General features: G+C 72.9%; 13 protein-coding genes. 4 read left to right on the plus strand and 9 right to left on the minus strand.

Annotated features, from left to right (window positions below; all coding sequences use genetic code 11):
- The 3 genes from IH44_RS0119400 to IH44_RS0119410 all read right to left on the minus strand — a co-directional run.
- Positions 1 to 2190 (minus strand): glycosyl hydrolase family 28-related protein (locus IH44_RS0119400; RefSeq protein ID WP_030460883.1); only part of this gene is annotated, 2190 nt, incomplete at its 3' end.
- Between the two features lie 225 nt (positions 2191 to 2415).
- Positions 2416 to 3339, minus strand: a complete 924-nt coding sequence (locus IH44_RS0119405; protein WP_369794974.1) for a phosphotransferase — start codon at positions 3337 to 3339, stop codon at positions 2416 to 2418.
- A gap of 151 nt (positions 3340 to 3490) precedes the next feature.
- Entirely contained in the window at positions 3491 to 4282 is a 792-nt protein-coding gene (locus tag IH44_RS0119410) for a hypothetical protein (protein ID WP_030460885.1), read from the minus strand.
- A gap of 149 nt (positions 4283 to 4431) precedes the next feature.
- Here IH44_RS0119410 and IH44_RS0119415 point away from each other — a divergent pair, with 149 nt between their 5' ends.
- A complete protein-coding gene (locus IH44_RS0119415; RefSeq protein ID WP_030460886.1) occupies positions 4432 to 6684 on the plus strand; it encodes a hypothetical protein in 2253 nt (750 codons plus the stop codon).
- Positions 6685 to 6709: 25 nt separating this feature from the next.
- Here the strand turns inward: IH44_RS0119415 and IH44_RS0119420 are convergent, their stop codons facing one another.
- Entirely contained in the window at positions 6710 to 7699 is a 990-nt protein-coding gene (locus tag IH44_RS0119420) for a DUF5937 family protein (RefSeq protein ID WP_030460887.1), read from the minus strand.
- A gap of 126 nt (positions 7700 to 7825) precedes the next feature.
- Between IH44_RS0119420 and IH44_RS0119425 the strand changes: the two genes are divergently transcribed.
- Positions 7826 to 9040, plus strand: coding sequence for an MFS transporter (locus IH44_RS0119425; RefSeq protein WP_035955652.1), 1215 nt, complete (start codon positions 7826 to 7828; stop codon positions 9038 to 9040).
- Between the two features lie 4 nt (positions 9041 to 9044).
- On the opposite strand, the gene IH44_RS0119430 is transcribed toward IH44_RS0119425, so the two are convergent.
- Both IH44_RS0119430 and IH44_RS0119435 read right to left on the minus strand, forming a co-directional pair.
- On the minus strand, positions 9045 to 9464 hold the full coding sequence (locus tag IH44_RS0119430; protein WP_030460889.1) for an Imm7 family immunity protein: 420 nt from the start codon (positions 9462 to 9464) through the stop codon (positions 9045 to 9047).
- 32 nt (positions 9465 to 9496) lie between these two features.
- The gene (locus IH44_RS0119435; protein WP_030460890.1) at positions 9497 to 10507 is read right to left on the minus strand and encodes a zinc-binding dehydrogenase; all 1011 of its coding nucleotides are present in this window, start codon (positions 10505 to 10507) and stop codon (positions 9497 to 9499) included.
- Positions 10508 to 10726: 219 nt separating this feature from the next.
- Between IH44_RS0119435 and IH44_RS0119440 the strand changes: the two genes are divergently transcribed.
- Entirely contained in the window at positions 10727 to 11263 is a 537-nt protein-coding gene (locus IH44_RS0119440; RefSeq protein WP_030460891.1) for a TetR-like C-terminal domain-containing protein, read from the plus strand.
- Between the two features lie 189 nt (positions 11264 to 11452).
- Here the strand turns inward: IH44_RS0119440 and nudC are convergent, their stop codons facing one another.
- Complete coding sequence (gene nudC, locus IH44_RS0119445; protein ID WP_030460892.1) at positions 11453 to 12352, minus strand: NAD(+) diphosphatase; 900 nt, start codon at positions 12350 to 12352, stop codon at positions 11453 to 11455.
- A 309-nt stretch (positions 12353 to 12661) separates the two neighbouring features.
- On the minus strand, positions 12662 to 13474 hold the full coding sequence (locus IH44_RS0119450; protein WP_030460893.1) for an aminoglycoside phosphotransferase family protein: 813 nt from the start codon (positions 13472 to 13474) through the stop codon (positions 12662 to 12664).
- A gap of 89 nt (positions 13475 to 13563) precedes the next feature.
- On the opposite strand from IH44_RS0119450, the gene IH44_RS0119455 reads away from it, so the two are divergent.
- Positions 13564 to 14238: a hypothetical protein gene (locus IH44_RS0119455; protein WP_030460894.1), complete on the plus strand. Its 675-nt coding sequence runs from the start codon at positions 13564 to 13566 to the stop codon at positions 14236 to 14238.
- Positions 14239 to 14247: 9 nt separating this feature from the next.
- On the opposite strand, the gene IH44_RS0119460 is transcribed toward IH44_RS0119455, so the two are convergent.
- A complete protein-coding gene (locus IH44_RS0119460) occupies positions 14248 to 16740 on the minus strand; it encodes a DEAD/DEAH box helicase (protein WP_369794975.1) in 2493 nt (830 codons plus the stop codon).
- Positions 16741 to 16890 lie beyond the last annotated feature (150 nt).

A 16890-nucleotide genomic window follows, 5' to 3' on the forward strand; every position in this document is an offset into this window, starting at 1 on the left:
CTTCAGGACGGCCTTGGTCAGGCTCAGCGAGCAGCCGAGGTCGACCTGGATCCACTGCGGGAAGGCGTTGTTGGTGCTCTCCCAGTAGCTGTTGGCGTCGCCGTCGACCGCGTTGCCCGCACCCAGGCCCGCGTTGGTGCCGGAGGCGGTGGCGGGCCGGCCCTGGGCCAGGTTGCCGGTGCCGCTCGGACAGGTCGGGCCGGTGGAGGTGGAGGGCGACGGGGACGGCGAGGACGGGTTCGAGGTGGACGGGGACGGCGAGGAGGTGCCACCGTTGCCGCCGCCGACCGGCACGCCGTTGTACGTCCAGACCGGCGCGGGCCACTGGCCGGTGCAGGTGGAGCCGCTCAGGCCGGAGTTGCCGCCGCCGTCGGTGATCTGGAAGCCGGTGCCCACGCAGTTGTGGATCGGGGTGGCGGCCTGCGCGATGTTCTTGGCGGTGACGTTGGTGAACTTCATCTGGGCGTTGGCCTGCGCCTGGATCGCGTAGGTGCCCGCGCCGTCGATGTTCACGTTGGTCAGGTTGACGCCGGTGACGCCGCCCTCGATGGTCTGGATCGCCTCGTAGGAGCTGTCCAGGATGTCGGTGTCGGTGACGTTGATGGTCGCGCCGGTGATCGGCTCGTTCAGGCCGTCGAACCAGATCGCGCCGACGCCGAACTGCCAGTTGTAGTCGCTGTTGCCGGTGCGGATCAGGGTGTTGCGGGCCGCCGTGATGGTGCCGGAGACGGCGGTGCCGTTGCCGGAGGTGACGCCCGGGTAGCGGTTGGCGATGTGCAGGCCGCCGCCGTTGGTGATGGTGTCGGCCATCACGTTGTCCGAGATGGTGAAGTCCTTGCCGCCGTACGTGACGATGTTGTTGGCGAGGATCGGCAGGACCACCGTGTTGTGGGTGAAGCTGTCGTTGGTGTTCGCCAGCCGCTCCGGCCAGGAGGCCAGGCCGTCGTCACCGGTGTTGCGCAGGAAGGTGTTGGTGACCGTCGAATTGGTCACGCCGGTGTGGAAGTTGACGCCGTCCGCGGTCTGGTCGAGGATCCGGCTGTTCTTGATGGTGAAGTGGTCCATCGGACCGTCCATCCAGGCGCCGACCTTGGTGTGCTGGATCCACAGGTTGTCCACGGTGGAGTTGGACATCGCGCCGCCCAGGCCGTTGACCTGGTCGTCGTCGACCCGCTCGCGCACGTCGCCGATGATGGCGAAGTCCTTCAGCGTGACGTTCTGGCTCGGGCCGCCCGCCTCCTGCGGCCGGATGCCGCCGCCGTAGCCGCCGCCCGCCACGTACTTGCCGTAGATGCCGGCCGCCCGGTTGCGGTTGATCGGGTCGCGCCCGCCCAGCACGCTGTACCAGGGGCCCGCGCCGGCCAGCGTCACCTTGTCGACCACCACGTGGTCGTACAGCGTGAAGTTGCCCTGCGGGATGTAGACCGTCCGGCCCTGCGCCGCGCCCGCGTTGACCGCGGCCTGGAACTTGGCGGTGGAGTCGGTGGCGCCGGTGGGGTCGGCGCCGAAGTCCGCGACCACGTCGATCGCGTTCGCGGGCTTGGGGATCGGCGCGGCGACGTTCTCGAAGTCGGCCAGGTCGATGGTGAAGGTCGGCGACTGGGCGGTGGAGGACACCTGCAGCCGGATCTTCGTGCCCGCCGGGTAGGTGGTGCCCAGCAGGGTGCGGGTCTCGTCGAAGAAGTGGTGCGGGTTGCTGTCGCCCGGGTTGTTGTTGAACGGGTAACCGCCGTAGTACCAGCTGTACTTGGAGGTCACGTCGACGCTCTTCAGCTTCTGCCCGTTGACCAGTAGGTCCATCGAGGCGTCGCGGCCCTTGCCGTCCGCGGAGTCCGGCAGGCTGTAGCGGAAGTCGATCGAGTTGGCGGGCGCGGTGAGGGTGAACTCGACGTACTGCCCGGTCGCGTTCAGCGTCACGGCCTGCCGCCCGGAGGCCTCCGAGACCAGGTGGCCGTACAGCCGGTCCGGCCCGACCACGGTGCCGTTGGTGGCCGCGTACTCGGCCTCCTGCTCGATGAACGGGACGCTCGCGCCGCGGCCCGGGACGGCCAGCGGGGAGAGCGCGGGGACGGCGGCGGCGTGCGCCGGGCCGGCGTTGACGAATGCCGCCGCCAGCAGCCCGGAGGCGCCCAGGGCGAGCGTGGCCAGGGACGCGACGGTCCGTCTGGCGCGCGTGGGGGGATTCAGCATGGATGACCGTGCTTCCTGCGGGGGAGGGCCCGGGTGGTGGCCGGGCGTGCCGAGCGTAGGGCGCACGGTGGCATGAAGTCCACGGGTGAACGCAAAAAAGATACAGATTGACGCAAGATCAGCTGTGAAGGATTGATGAAACCCGACTTTGATGCCGGTGGTGGGTAGGTAGGTAGGTAATCGGCCGAGCCCGGCCCGGCCCGGCCCGGCAGTCGGGCTCGGTGCTCAGGCTCCCTCCTCCGGGTGCTGCTGAAGGGTGGTCAGCCGGGCCAGGCACTCGGCGGCGAAGGCCGGATCGCGTTCCCGGTAGTACGGCAGCCCGGCCGCCGCCACCGCCACCGCCCAGGCCCGGGCGCGCAGCCAGGTCTCCCGGGGGAGCGCGGCCGCCCGCCAGTACGCCCGGCGCGCGGCTGCCGGCAGGTCCCAGACCGGGGCGTGCTCGGCGTCCGGGAAGCCGACCGCCAGGCCGCCGAAGTCGATCACCGCGTGCAGCGCGCCGTCCCGGACCAGCAGGTTGCTGGGCTTCAGATCGCCGTGCAGCCACACCGGCGGCCCGGACGGCGCGGGCAGCTCCACCCCCGCCCGCCACAGCCCGGCCAGCAGCGGCAGGTCGAGACCGTCCCCGCCGGTCGCCCGGAGCTCGGCCAGGCGCTGCTGCACCCATCCGTCGCAGGGCCCCAACTCCCGTCCCCGGTAACCGTCCAGGCCCGCCCGCTCACCCGCCGCCGGCAGCGGTGCGGCGTGCAGCGCCCGGACCGCCCCGGCCAGCGCGGTGCCGAGCGCGGCCCAGTCGGACACCGTCCCCGGCCCCGGCGGCGTGCCCTCGATCCACCGGTACACCGACCAGTCCAGCGGGAATGTCGCCCCCGGCACCCCCGCGTGCACCGGCTCCGGCACCCGCAGCGGCGCCAGCCGCGCGGCCATCCCGGGCAGCCAGCGCCGCTCCTTGCGCAGCGCCCCCGCGTGCTCCGCGGTGCGCGGCAGCCGCACCAGCAGCCCGTCGCCCAGCCGGAACATCCGGTTGTCGGTGCCCGCGCCCGCCGCCACCACCGGCAGCCCGGCCCACTCCGGCCGCTGCTCGCGCAGCAGCGCGCGCACCGTCGCCGCGTCGGCCGGGATCTCACCCTCGTGCAGGATCAGCTCCGTCATGCGACGAGCATTCAGCCCCGCCCCGCCCCGGGCCAACGGATTTCCCGCAGCGAGCTGGCCGGGCCGGCCGGACCGGCCGGACCGGACGGGCCGGACATGACGGCCGAGGTAGACGGGCCGGACGGGGGAGGCGGGGCAGGCGTCGCGGAGCTCAGCGGTGCGGGCCGGCCACCTGCTCGCTCAGCCGGACGACGTTCACCTCTAGCTGGCCGTACCCGTCCTCCCAGCCCATCACCCCCGCGCAGCCGTCCCCGTCCAGGCGGTGCCCGGTGCTCCCGCGGTCGACCGGCATCAGGCCGCTCTCGCCCTCGGTGCAGAAGAAACCCAGGTGGTGCCGGAGCTCCGGGTGCGCCACCCCGGCCAGCCCCGCCCGCCAGGACTCCTCGACCTCCTCCTCCGGCTCGAACTCGAACTCCAGCAGCTCCGCCGGGCCCCGCCCGGTCTGCAGCGCCGCGACCAGCGCCCCGAACAGGGTGCCGTCCGACACCAGCCGGGCGAAGTACACCGACCAGGCGCCCCGGCAGGCCGGGTCGGCCAGGTCGACCCCGTACTCCTCGACCAGCGGGGCGAGGTCCGCGCCGCGGATCAGCGACGGGCGGAAGCAGGCCGCCCCGACCGCGGCCAGGAACGCCGGCGGCAGCGCGTCCCGCCCCGGCGCCCCCGCCGGGAAGTCGAACAGGGACCGGGCGGCGTCGAACCGCGGCAGCTCGCGCCCCGCGTCGTACACCCACAACCCCGGCACGGACTCCTCCCCGCGCAGCGCGGCCGGACGCACCCAGGTCGGCTCCTGCCTGAAGCCGGTCTCGGCCAGCAGGTTGCCGTCGACCTCGGCCGCGTACACCGCCCCGGCGTCGAACGCCTCGATCGGCCGCCCGAGCAACACGGCGAAACCGTCGGCCAGTTGGCGGTCCCAGTCGGAGTCCGCCGCAGTGATGTCAGTCATGGCCGCACTGTAACGACGCCCGCCCACAGCCGGGTCGGCCGTCCCCGCCGAGCGCCCGTCACTCGAACGGCCTACCGTCGAGTGGGGTGGACCGAGAGCCCTGAGGTGGCGCGATGATACTTCCGGCAGCAGCGGCTTCGACGGTCGGCATGGGGCTCGCGGGTGTCAGCCCGGAAGAACAGGACCGGTTACGGGAAGCCGGTCTGGCGGCCGGCGCGACACTGGTCGTCCTGGCGGTGCTGGTGGCGCTGACCGGGCTGCTCGACCGGACGATGGTGGCGGGGAAGGCGGTGTCCTGGGAGAAGGGCACCACGGTCTTCTGGAAGGTGCTGGGCGGGACGGCTCTGTTCGCGGCGGCTGCCCTGCTGCCGATCTACCTGGTGTACGCGCCGTTCCGCGACGGGACGTGGCTGACCTGGGTCTTCCCGGTGTGCGCGGGATTCGGGGTCCTGCTGCCGATCGTCGCGCGGGGTGGCCGGTGCGGGGAGCGGTATTCGGGGAAGTGGCGGCGCGGGGAGCGGTGCCCGGGGTGGTTGCGGTACGGCAGTTGGAGGAAACAGCGGGGCTGGGAGCCGGGGACGAGCCGGGCGGTCATGCCGGGTTGGACCGCGGGCATCCTGCTCGTCCTCTGGGCGTTCCTGCTCGTCTGCTTCTTCACCTTCGGCCGCACCCACCGCATGGCCCCGGCCGCCGTTGCCCTGGCGGTCCTCGGCATCAGCGCCACCGCCACCGCCTTCGGCCAGAACCTCAGCATCCAGGTCGAGGCCCAGGACGCGAAGGGGCAGGCCGATGCCGCCGCGTCCGACTACATCCTGGGGCGGGTCGTCAGCCTGGGAACCCGTCCGGTGGATGGTGGCATGGCCAACCGTCCGACCGAATTGGCGAAACTGGCCACCGAGGACTGGAGCGCGATCCCGGCCGGCAACGTCGCCGGAGCGGTGGCACGCATCCTGTACGCGATCCGCCCCGGCCTCACCTGGCGGGCGAAGGTGACGACAGTCGACGGTGACCGCGTCGCGGTCGCCCTCAGCCGCAACAGTAGGCATGCCTACAGCACGGTGATCAGCAGACCCGAACTCGGCCTTCCAGCCTGGCCGGACAAGATCCCGGACCTCGAGAAAAACGACCGGGCGCGCGCCCAACTGCTCACCGCCGCCACGGCCTGCATCCTGGTCAGGCTCGGCCGCTGCCACCACGAGGTGCGGACCGCGCTGTGCGGGGCGGGGAAGTGGCGAGCGGTCGCACAGCACGCGATCGCCACCGAACCGGCCCTGATGCGCGAGGATACTGCCGGATCCCTCAAGTTGCTCAAGCAGGCGATCGACGCCGAACCCGGGTACGGCCCGGCCCGCGTCGCCTACCTGAGCACGCTCTTCTCCACCACGGAGCGGCGGAGGGAAGACCGGCTGCGGATCAGCAGGATGATGGCGTCCGTCGTGAAACTGGCGAAGGGGAGCGACGACCCCGCGGCAAAGGTGCGGGACGGATGGACCAGCACGTGCCTTCAGGCGCTGTACGCCCGGACCGCCATGCTGGTCAACTGCTGCCTCACTGACTGGGCGTGTACCCGGCGGTGTCCGAGGTATCCGCAGCTTGCCGAGGCGGAGGACAGCAGCAGGGAGTTCACCGGTACCTGTACGAAGCTCCTGAAAAACCCGGACGGCGAGCTCCACGACTACGTCGAGGAGATGCGGAGGTCCGCCGAGATTCTCGGTGAAATGGTGGAACTGTTCCGCGAGGACCAGAACCGGATTACCGCCCAGGGCCCGACCTGGCAGCCGACGGCCCTGGGTGCGGAGAAACCGATCATCGCCTACGAGTACGCCTGCCGGATCGCCCTGGCGAAGCTGTGCGGGCAACTGGACACCTCGGGCGAAGGCGTCCTGAAGGACTACATCGTCTTCTCGGCCGAGCGGAAGGGGGACCTGTGGTCCGACCCGTCGTTCGCCCTGCTCCGCCAAGACGCCGCCGACAGCAAGAAGATGCGGAGTCTCTTGGGGGTCGGGAAGCCCGAGATGCTCGACATAGCCCCGTTCAAGCAGTACGCGGGGAAACTCAAGAAAATCGGCCTGACGACCTTCGAACAGTTCAGGGATCGTGCCCGGATCGAGAGGGAGGAGGAACTGGCCGGGTACCTCTCGGTCTCCGGGCTGAGGGTGCGCTACCTCGGCGGCGTGGCGCGGATCGCCGCCCTCCACGACTCGCTGAGGGAACCTGAGGTGGTCGGCTGGCTGGTGGAGGCCGGCATCACCGGGGCGGACGAGCTGCTCTCCCGGGCACGCGGCGACCGGGCCGCACTGGTCGCGCAGCTGAAGGAGTACGCCGACGGACGCGTCCCGCAGTGCGCCTCCGTCCTGGCGGAGCCCGAGGGGTGGGTGCGGGAGATCGCCCAGGGGCCGTGACGGACCGGTGCGCGGCCCCGCCGGGTCAGTCCAGGCCCGCCGAGCCGATCAGGGCGTCGCCCATCGGGGTGCGGCGGTAGAGGACCGAGCGGCCCGCGCGGGCGCGGGAGAGGAGGCCGGCGGCGCGCAGGACGGCGAGGTGGTCGGCGACCGCGCCGGGGGTCTGGTGCAGGCTGCGGGCGAGCTGGGTGGTGCTGGCGGGGGTGTCCAGGGCGGCCAGGATGCGGGCCCGGGAGCGGCCGAGCAGGGCGGCCAGCGCGTCGGGCGGGACGGCGGCGCCCGGCTCCCAGAGGGCGGAGATGCCGCGGGCCGGGTAGATCAGGGTGCACGGCCACGGCTCGTCGTGGTGCGCGGCGACGTTCGGCCAGACGAACACCGAGGGCACCAGCAGCAGCCCCGCGCCGCGCAGCGGGTAGGTGGTGGCGGCGTCGAACGGCGGGACGTCGATGCCGCCGTCCCGCCAGCGGACGTTCTCGTGCAGCCCGGCCAGCGCCGCCGCCCAGCCGCGCTGGCCCAACTCGCCCGCCCGGTGCACCACGTCGCGTTCGCACAGGGCGCGCAGCTGCGGCCAGTCCCGGGCCAGCAGCGCGTGCCAGGTCCGGTCGAGCGCCCCGGCGACCTGCCGGACCGCGTCCGGCGCGGCCAGCACGGCCCGGGCCGGGCCGTCGGTGTCGGGCCGGGCCGCCAGGCAGCGGGCGATCTCCGCCCGGGCCAGCTCCGGCGGGGCGGCCAGGATCGCCGCCAGGTCGTCCGCCCAGGTCTGGTCCATGCCGCGCGGCGGGATGGCGATGAAGTCCGCCCCGAACTTCTCGTTGTGCAGCGCCAGCGCGGCCCGCACCGCCGGATCCGCCCGCAGCCGCAGGAACGCCGGGCGCAGCCGCTCCCGCCAGCCCGGCGGCAGCGACCGCTCCCCGCCCCGGTCCAACAGCCGCAGCAGGTTGGCCAGTTCGAACGCGGGCGAGAGCGCGAACCGGCTGCGCACCAGGTCCTCCGCGGCCACCTCGTACCTCAGCACCCGGCACTCCCTCCACACTCTCCACGCTTCCCGGTGACGCGCCGACGGCCGTCCGCCGCCCCACGACCTTACGTCCAGGGGCGAATCTCTCGCCCGCACCGGCCCCCGGACGCCAGGCTCGCCGCCATGACGACCTACCGCGAGGTGCTGGGCGACCCGCGCTTCCGACTGCTGTTCACCACCCGCACCCTCGGCATCGTCGGGGACTCGCTGCGGATCACCACCCTGGCCGTGCTGATCTACGCGGGCACCGGCTCCGCCCTGCTGAGCGCCGTCGCCTTCGGCATCGGGTTCCTGCCGCAGCTGCTCGGTTCGATGCTGCTCGGCTCGCTCACCGACAGCCTGCGCCCCCGGCTGCTGATCACCGCCGGGTACCTGCTGGACGCGACCGCCGCCGCCCTGCTCGCCCTGGTGCGGATGCCGGTCGCGGTCAGCCTGCTGCTGGTCGGCGCGGTCGCGGTGCTCACCCCCGTCTTCAACGGGGCGTCCGGCCGGCTGGTCGCCGAGACCCTGCGGGGCGACGCGTACGTGCTCGGCCGTTCGCTGACCAACGTCGCCTCCTCCGGCGCGCAACTGCTCGGCCTGGCCGGCGGCGGCGTGACGGTCGCCCTGCTCGGCCCGCCCGGCGCGCTGCTGGTCGCCGCCGGGCTGCACCTCGCCAACGCGCTGGCAATCCGGCTGCGGCTGCCCGACCTGCCGCCGCTGCGGCGCGCCACCGGTTCGGTGCTCCGGCAGAGCCTGCGCGGCAACGGCGTCCTGCTGCGCCGCACCCCGGTCCGCCGCCTGCTGCTCGCCCAGTGGCTGCCGTCCGCCGCGGTGACCGGCGCCGAGTCGCTGGTCATCGCGTACGCCGGGGCACGGGGCTTCCCGGCCGGCGGCTACGGTTTCCTGCTGGCCTGCCTGCCGGTCGGGATGCTCGTCGGGGACCTGCTGGTCGGCCGGTTCGCCGCCCCCGCCACCCGGGAGCGCCTGGTGGCGCCGCTGGCCGCGCTGATGGGCCTGCCGCTGCTGGTCTTCGCGCTGCCCGTCCCGCTCCCGCTGTGCGCCGCCGCCCTGCTGGCCGCCGGTTTCGGCTTCGCCTACGCGCTCGGCCTCCAGCGCCCGTTCCTGGACGCGCTCCCCGCGGACGCCCGGGGCCAGGCGTTCACCCTGCTCGGCTCCGGCAACATGACCCTCCAGGGCATCGGCCCCGCCCTCTTCGGCACCGCCGCCACCCTCACCGGCACCGGCCCCGCCATGGCCACCGCGGGCACCGCCGCCGCCCTGACCGCCCTGTGGATCGCCGCCTGGCACCGCCCGACCCCGGCCCCCGCGCTCGCGGAACCGGCGGAGGCGGTCTGAGCGGCTACTCCTCGGACGTGAGGGTGAGCGGATCCGGGTCCTCCAGGACGGGGATGCAGGGCGACAGCAGCGGCTCCGGGTGCTCGGTCACCGCCCCGCGCACCATCCGCAGCACCCGGACCCCGTTCCACCCCTCGGGGTCCTCGTCGTCCCGCACGTGCAGCAGGCCGTACGACCCCGGGGCCCGCTCGCCGACCTCCGCGAAGAAACGGAGGATCTCCGGGTCGCGGTGGTTGGGGGCGCCCGCGAGGTGGACGAACGCCTCGCCGTTCATCCACCTCACGTCGAGCAGGTAGGGGGTGTGGATCTCCTGGATGCGCCGCCCGATGTCCTCGACGGCCGCCATGGTGCGGGCCGGTTCGGAGTCGTCCTCCTCGGCGGCGGCGCTGATCAGGACCTTGATCCAGCCGTGGTACTCGAACACGGCCGCAGCCTAGCAGCACCCCTGACGGCCCCTCAGGGCTTGAGGATCAGCCGGATCGGGTTGCCCTGCTTGGTCTGCAGCCGCTCGACGGCCTCGGCGGCCCGCTCCAGCGGGAGGACCTCGCTGACGGAGCGGGAGAAGTCCAGCCGGCCGCCCGCGGCGAGGGAGATCAGCTGGGGGACGGCGTCCTCCTCGGAGCCGTAGTGGCCGAGGATCTGCTGCTGCAGGTAGGAGAAGCGGATGCTGTCGGTGACCGTCAGCGGCTGGTCGGTGAGGCCGACCAGCACCAGCCGGCCGTGCGCGCCGAGCACCTTCATGGCCTGCTCGCGGACGGCGGGGACGCCCGCGAAGTCGAACGCGGCGGCCAGGCCCGCGCCGCCGGTGGCCGCGCCGATCCTGGCGGCGAGCTCGGGGTCGGACGGGTCCAGGGCGAGGTCCGCGCCGAAGGCGAGGGCGCGCTCGCGGGCGGCGGGCGCCGGGTCGACGGCGACGATCGGGTTGGCGCCGATCGCCCGCAGCAGTTGCACGCCGTGCGCGCCCAGGCCGCCGACGCCCCAGACGCCGACCGGCTCGGCGGGCCGGACGCCGCCGGTGGTGGTCACCGCGCCCCACGGGGTGGAGACCGCGTCCGGGATGATCGAGCCCTGCTCGAACGGGATCGAGTCGGGCAGCGCGAACAGCGTGTCGACCCGGGCCAGCGCGTACTCGGCCCAGCCGCCGTCGTAGTCCACGCCGCGGGTCCAGGTGATCCCGTCGCGCTTCTCGCCGGCCTGCAGCACCACCCGGTCACCGACCTGCCAGCGGCCGGCTTCCGTGCCCAACTCTGCGACGGTGCCCGCGACTTCGTGCCCCAGCGTGACACTCTCGCCGGGCAGGTACAGCGGGGTGAGCGAGCCCTCGATCAGGTGCACGTCGGACAGGCAGACGCCGGCCGCCTCGACCTTCACCAGCACCTGGCCGGGGCCGGGCACCGGACGCTCCACCTCCTCCACGCTCAGCGTGCGGGTGGGCAGGTGCAGGCGGACGGCGCGCATCGTAGCCATGGATCTCGTTCCTCTCCGGCCGGCGGCGAGCCGTCGGCGGCCTCGTTGCCGCTCACGACACCCCGGCGTACGGCGGGATATCGCAAGGTGACTTGCGTTGTCGAGGCTACGTCGCAGCCCGGTGCAACGCAAGGAGCCTTGCGTTAGGCTCCCGGTGTGCCCCAGGACGAGACCCCCCAGGCCAAGGCCGCCGCCCCGCTGCGCCGCCGCGGCGCCGCGATGCGCCGGGCCGTACTGGACGCCACCGTGCGGCTGCTCGCCGAGGGCGGCCTGGAGGCCACCACCGTCGCCGCGGTCGCCGCCGCGGCCGGAGTGCACGAGACCTCGGTCTACCGGAACTGGGGGACGCGCGAGGACCTGCTGCGCGAAGCCCTCGCCGACTACACCGACCAGGCCATGCCGCTGCCCGACACCGGCAGCCTGCGCGAGGACCTGCGCCGACTCCTCACCGCCCTCGGCGCCTTCCTCGACACCCCCGAGGGCCCCGCCCTGCTGCACCTGAGCATCGCCCCCGCCACCGCCGAGACCCGCAGCGGCCGCGACGCCTACTGGGCCGACCGCCTCACCCGCGCCGAACAGCTCCTGCACCGCGCCGCCGCCCGCGGCGAGATCCGCCCCGACGCCGACCCCCGGGCCGCCGTCGAAGCCCTGATGAGCCCGCTGTTCGCCCGCCACCTACTGCTCGGCGAACCCGTCACCCCCGCCTTCGTCACCGCCCTGGTCGACCTGGTCCTGGACGGCCTCACCCCGCGCTGAGCCCGGCACCGGTGCTGGCCCGTCCCCGTCCCCGCCCCCGTCCCCGGCCCGGCATCCGGTCGCCGGTGGGCTCGTCGTCGCCGAGGGACGGGACGACATTGCGGGCGGTTGCCAGGTCGGCGCGTTCCGCGTCGAGTTCGGCTCACATTCCCCCAACGGCGTGGCAAGTCAACAGTGCGGCAAGCCGACTCACTCCACGTCGGCCAGCCACTGGTCGATGAGCACCTTGTCGATCGAGTCGACCCGGTAGGGCCCGTCGACAGCGGAGCCCGTGATTCGCGACCGGAGTTCGGCCGCCGTGAACCAACGTGCCTCCACCACCTCCACGTCGTCCACGTCGATCCGGTCGGAAACGGCCTCGGCGCGGAACCCGATCATCATCCCGGACGGGAACGGCCACGACTGGGATCCCTGGTAGGTGATCGTCCCCACCTCGACACCGGCCTCTTCGGAGACCTCGCGGCGCACCGCGTCCTCGAGGTTCTCCCCGATCTCGACGAACCCGGCCAGCGTGCTGAAGCGGTCCGGACCGGCTCCCGCGTGCCGGCCGAGCAGGCAGCGCCGAGGCGTGCCGGGTAGTTCGACCAGCACGATCACGGCCGGTTCGATCCGCGGGAAGAGCAGCTTTCCGCAGCCCTGACAGGTCCGCAGGTGGCCACCGTTGCTGGGGACGGCCGGACCGCCGCACGCACCGCAGAACCGCTGATTCCGGTTCCAGTGCAGGATTCCACGGGCATACGCGAGCAGGCCCGCCTCGTCCGGCGTGATGGTGGGAACCATGGCTCGCACCTCCAGCACCGTGTCCGCGGTGGCCAGTTCGACGGCGTCGGACCGGTCGACGCGGGACACGTCGGCCGCGAACACCGCGGCCTCTCCGTCCATGCCGAGGAACACCTGGTCGTCGGCGGCGTCGAGGATGCCCCGCGCCTCGGCCAGCGGCAGCCGGACGGGCCTGTCGTCGCGGACCAGACAGTGGTCCCGCCACAAGGGAACCACCTGGGTACCGGGGCTCGCCAACAGCCCGGCCACCCACTCCGAGTCGGTACGCCGGCCGCCAACCCGGTCAAGCCCCAAGCCGCTGTAGTACAAGGTTCCCCCTAGCCCGTCCTGTCCTGCGCGGATTCCACGATAGTGGGCGTCCACCGACTGGGGTATCGAGTTCGGTCTCGACGACGAGGCCGGCGCGTTCCGCGTCGAGTTCGGCCGGGCGGGACCGGCAGGATCGGCTCGATCGGCGACCACTGCGCGTCGGACACGTCGCCCGGATGCGCCTTGCGCTCACTCACCGCGCCGGCGCACCACCGAGGACGCCCCAACCGCCACCGGTTCCCGAAGACCCCGCACGAATGTGCAACGACGAAACGGACATAGCCGCACCCGACGCCCGCTGGGAGCCGATCAGGCCGGCAGCGGGTTGGCGGTCAGGACGCTCAGGGCCCGGCACCAGGCCAGCAGGCGGTCGGGGGAGAGGCCGGGGACGAGGGCGGCCAGGTCGGCGATCCGCCGTTCCAGCCCGGCCAGGTCCGTGGCCCCCTCCAACACCCAGTCGATCGCGTCGAAGTCCGGGTCGCCCCAGGACGGCCGCGGGTCGATCGCCACCGGGCGGCTGTCCGGGCCGGCCAGCACGTTGGACGGGTGGAGGTCGCCGTGGACGAGTCCGACCGGTCCGCCGGAGGCGAGTTCCAGGGCGGCCGCCCGCTGCGCGGCCGGGACGGGCCTGCCCCGGCGCTCGGCGAGGTCGAAGAGGAAGGCGACCCGGTCGGCGAGCGGCCGCAGCACCGAGTCCGCCCCCGGCTCGGCGGGGGCACGCAAGTCCCGTAGCAGGGCGGCGACTTCCGGCAGGTTCCAGCCGAGTTTCCGCAGCGTCGTACCGGGCCGGACGTCCGCCAGCAGCAGGGCCCCGGCCGGGAGGTCCGCGGCGAGCAGCGCAACCACCGAGGGCACGGCCGCCCAGTGCCGCAGCGCCTCGGCCTCCTCGCGGGCGATCGGCGGCTCCGGAGTGAGCTTCAGCCACACCACCTCACCGCCGCGCACGCACCGGAACACCCGCGAGGTGCCGCCGCCGCCCGCCGCGGCCACCTCCAGCCCCCACCGCCCGGCCAACTCGCCAACCAGGGCAGGCAGTTCGTCGCACCACCCCGCCACCCCGCGCCCGAACCGGACGGCGAACCGCTCCCGGACCTCCGGCGGCACCCGCACCAGCTCTTCCATCGCGCCATCGTACGGGCCCGCACCGCACTGTCGGCGGGCACCGCTAGCCTGCGGGGCGCCGACGACCCCGACGAACCGCCGAGGCCCTGATGACCGTCCGTTTCGAAGCCGACTGGTGCCACCACGAACTCGGCCCGTACCGGGACTGCGCCTACACCTACGAGCGCTACCCGTTCGACACGCTGCCCCCGCTCGACCCGGCCGGGTTCACCGGCACCTTCGACTGGCTCGGCGGGCTGAGCGGGGAGCCGGTGCCGGACGCCTCGGCGGCCGAACTCGCCGAGCTGGAACGGGCGGTGGCCGACCTCGGGCTGGCGCTCCCGGCGGACTTCCTGGCCTACCACCGGGACGGGCGGCTGCTCTGGTCGCTCGACGAGGTGGCCCCGGCCGGCAACTGGACGAACTTCTCGCCGCCGCTGCCCAGTCCGGTCGAGCCCGGCGCGTACCTGGTCCGCTTCTTCCGCGACCAGCAGGACTGCGTGCTCTGGTACCTCTACCTGCGGCCCGGCGGGGAGTGCTTCGTGGTGCACTCCTGGAACGAGTACGAGGGCGACTACGAACTGCTGGCCGAGGGCGAGCTGACCGAGGAGGAGATGGCGGACCCGGAGGCGATCCGCTGGTGCGCCGCCTCGTTCGAGGAGTTCGCCTACCGCTACTGGGTGGAGAGCCGGATCTGCCTGGACTTCACGAACGGCGACGGGCCCACCGACCCCCGGCTGCTGGCCTACCTCGCGCACTACGAGGCGCAGCAGCCGGGGTCCTGACGGGGTGGGTCAGTGCGCGCCGACCGAGGTGACCTTGACGACGGCGCGCCCCTCCTCGTCCGAGCCGTACAGGTCGACCTCGGCGGAGATGCCCCAGTCGTGGTCGCCGTTCGGGTCGTCGAAGATCTGCCGGACCCGCCACAGGCCCTCGTCCTCGACCTCCTCGATCAGCAGCATCTTCGGGCCGCGCGCGTTCGGGCCGGTGTACAGGTCGTCGTACTCCTCCCAGTACCCGTCCATCGCGTCGGCCCAGCGGTCGGCGTCCCAGCCGTCCTCGCCGTCGAGTTCGGCCAACTCGTCGTAGTGCTCCAGCGCGCACAGCTCGACCCGGCGGAACAGCTCGTTGCGGACCAGCACGCGGAAGGCCCGGGCGTTGGCCGTGACGGGCGCGGGCTTGTCGTCCAGGCGGACCTCGGCGGCCTCCGGCTCGGTCGGGTTGGCGAGCGCCTCCCACTCGTCCAGCAGCGAGGAGTCGACCTGCCGGACCAGCTCGCCGAGCCAGGCGATGACGTCCTTGAGGTCGTCGGTCTTGATGTCGTCCGGGACGGTCTGCTCCAGCGCCTTGTACGCGCCCGCCAGGTAGCGCAGCACGATGCCCTCGGTGCGGGCCAGTTCGTAGAAGCCCACGTAGTCGGTGAAGGTCATCGCGCGCTCGTACAGGTCGCGCACCACGGACTTGGGCCGCAGCGGGTGGTCGCCGATCCACGGGTGCGCCCGGCGGTACACCTCGTACGCGTGGCCGAGCTGCTCCTCCAGCGGCTTCGGGTAGCTGATCTCCTGGAGCCGGTTCATCCGCTCCTCGTACTCGACGCCGTCGCGCTTCATCTCGGCGACGGCCTCGCCGCGGGCCTTGTTCTCCTGCGAGGCGAGGATCTGCCGCGGGTCGTCGAGCGTGGCCTCGACGACCGAGACCACGTCCAGGGAGTACGAGGGCGACTCGGGGTCGAGCAGGTCGAAGGCGGCCAGCGCGAAGGTGGACAGCGGCTGGTTGAGCGCGAAGTTCTCCTGCAGGTCGAGGGTCAGGCGGGCGATGCGGCCCTCGGCGTCCGGCTCGTCGAACTGCTCGACCACGCCGCCCTCCCGCAGCGAGCGGTAGATGGCGATCGCGGTGCGGATGTGGCGGCGCTGGGCGGCGCGGTCCTCGTGGTTGTCGGTGAGCAGCTTGCGCATCGCGTCGAAGGCGTTGCCCGGGCGGCCGATCACCGACAGCAGCATCGCGTGGCTGACCTTGAACCGGGACACCAGCGGCTCCGGGTCGGCCCCGATCAGGCGCTCGAAGGTCTCCTCCGTCCAGGACACGAAGCCGTCCGGGGCCTTCTTGCGGACCACCTTCTTGCGCTTCTTCGGGTCGTCGCCGGCCTTGGCCAGCGCCCGGTCGTTCTCCACCACGTGCTCGGGGGCCTGCGCCACCACCTGGCCGACGGTGTCGAACCCGGCCCGGCCCGCCCGCCCGGCGATCTGGTGGAACTCGCGGGCCCGCAGGATCCGCACCCGCTGCCCGTCGTACTTGGACAGCGCGGTGAACAGCACCGTGCGGATCGGCACGTTGACGCCCACGCCGAGCGTGTCGGTGCCGCAGATCACCTTCAGCAGGCCCGCCTGCGCCAGGCGCTCCACCAGGCGGCGGTACTTGGGCAGCATGCCCGCGTGGTGCACGCCGATGCCGTGCCGCACGTACCGGGACAGGTTGCGGCCGAACTTGGTGGTGAAGCGGAAGTTGCCGATCAGCGAGGCGATTGCGTCCTTCTCCTGCTTCGAGCACATGTTGATGCTCATCAGGGACTGCGCCCGCTCCACCGCCTCCTTCTGCGTGAAGTGCACGACGTACACCGGCGCCTGGCCGGTGGTCAGCAGCTCCTCCAGCGTGTCGTGCAGGTTGGTGCGCCGGTATTCGTAGAACAGCGGCACCGGGCGGGTCGCCGAGCGGACGACGGTGGTCGGGCGGCCGGTGCGGCGGGTCAGGTCCTCCTCGAAGCGGCGGACGTCGCCGAGGGTCGCCGACATCAGCAGGAACTGCACCTGCGGCAGCTCCAGGATCGGGATCTGCCAGGCCCAGCCGCGGTCCGGCTCGGCGTAGAAGTGGAACTCGTCCATCACGACCTGGCCGATGTCGGCGCGCGGGCCGTCGTGCAGGGCGATCTGCGCCAGCACCTCGGCGGTGCAGCAGATGATCGGCGCGGTCGGGTTCACCGAGGCGTCGCCGGTCATCATGCCGACCTGCTCGGTGCCGAAGACCTTGCACAGGTCGAAGAACTTCTCCGACACCAGCGCCTTGATCGGCGCGGTGTAGAACGTCCGCTTGCCCTCGGCCAGCGCGGCGAAGTGCGCGCCCGCCGCGACCAGGGACTTGCCCGACCCGGTCGGGGTCGCCAGGATCACGTTGTTCCCGGAGACCAGTTCGATCAGCGCCTCCTCCTGGGCGGGGTAGAGGGTGATGCCGCGCTCCGACGCCCACTCGGCGAAGGTCTCGAACAGCGAGTCGGGCGTGGCGGGTTTCGGCATCAGGTCCAGGAGGGTCACCCCGCTATCTTGCCCGCACTCGATCACCGCGGGCAAAGCTCGCCCCCGCACCACCCCCGCCCCCGCGCTCCGGCCGAACGAGTGGTTGCGGGCAGCGCTGGTGATATCACGCTGCGTGACGGAGATGATGCC

Origin of the sequence: Kitasatospora sp. NRRL B-11411 (assembly GCF_000721345.1) — a bacterium.
Taxonomy (GTDB): domain Bacteria; phylum Actinomycetota; class Actinomycetes; order Streptomycetales; family Streptomycetaceae; genus Kitasatospora; species Kitasatospora cineracea.

Coding starts and splice junctions, on each gene's coding strand:
- IH44_RS0119410 (WP_030460885.1), bottom strand. CDS start 4,282: ATGACTGACATCACTGCGGCGGACTCCGACTGGGACCGCCAACTGGCC.
- IH44_RS0119455 (WP_030460894.1), top strand. CDS start 13,564: ATGACCGTCCGTTTCGAAGCCGACTGGTGCCACCACGAACTCGGCCCG.
- IH44_RS0119425 (WP_035955652.1), top strand. CDS start 7,826: ATGACGACCTACCGCGAGGTGCTGGGCGACCCGCGCTTCCGACTGCTG.
- IH44_RS0119460 (WP_369794975.1), bottom strand. CDS start 16,740: ATGCCGAAACCCGCCACGCCCGACTCGCTGTTCGAGACCTTCGCCGAG.
- IH44_RS0119405 (WP_369794974.1), bottom strand. CDS start 3,339: ATGACGGAGCTGATCCTGCACGAGGGTGAGATCCCGGCCGACGCGGCG.
- IH44_RS0119415 (WP_030460886.1), top strand. CDS start 4,432: ATGGGGCTCGCGGGTGTCAGCCCGGAAGAACAGGACCGGTTACGGGAA.
- IH44_RS0119435 (WP_030460890.1), bottom strand. CDS start 10,507: ATGGCTACGATGCGCGCCGTCCGCCTGCACCTGCCCACCCGCACGCTG.
- IH44_RS0119450 (WP_030460893.1), bottom strand. CDS start 13,474: ATGGAAGAGCTGGTGCGGGTGCCGCCGGAGGTCCGGGAGCGGTTCGCC.
- IH44_RS0119440 (WP_030460891.1), top strand. CDS start 10,727: ATGCGCCGGGCCGTACTGGACGCCACCGTGCGGCTGCTCGCCGAGGGC.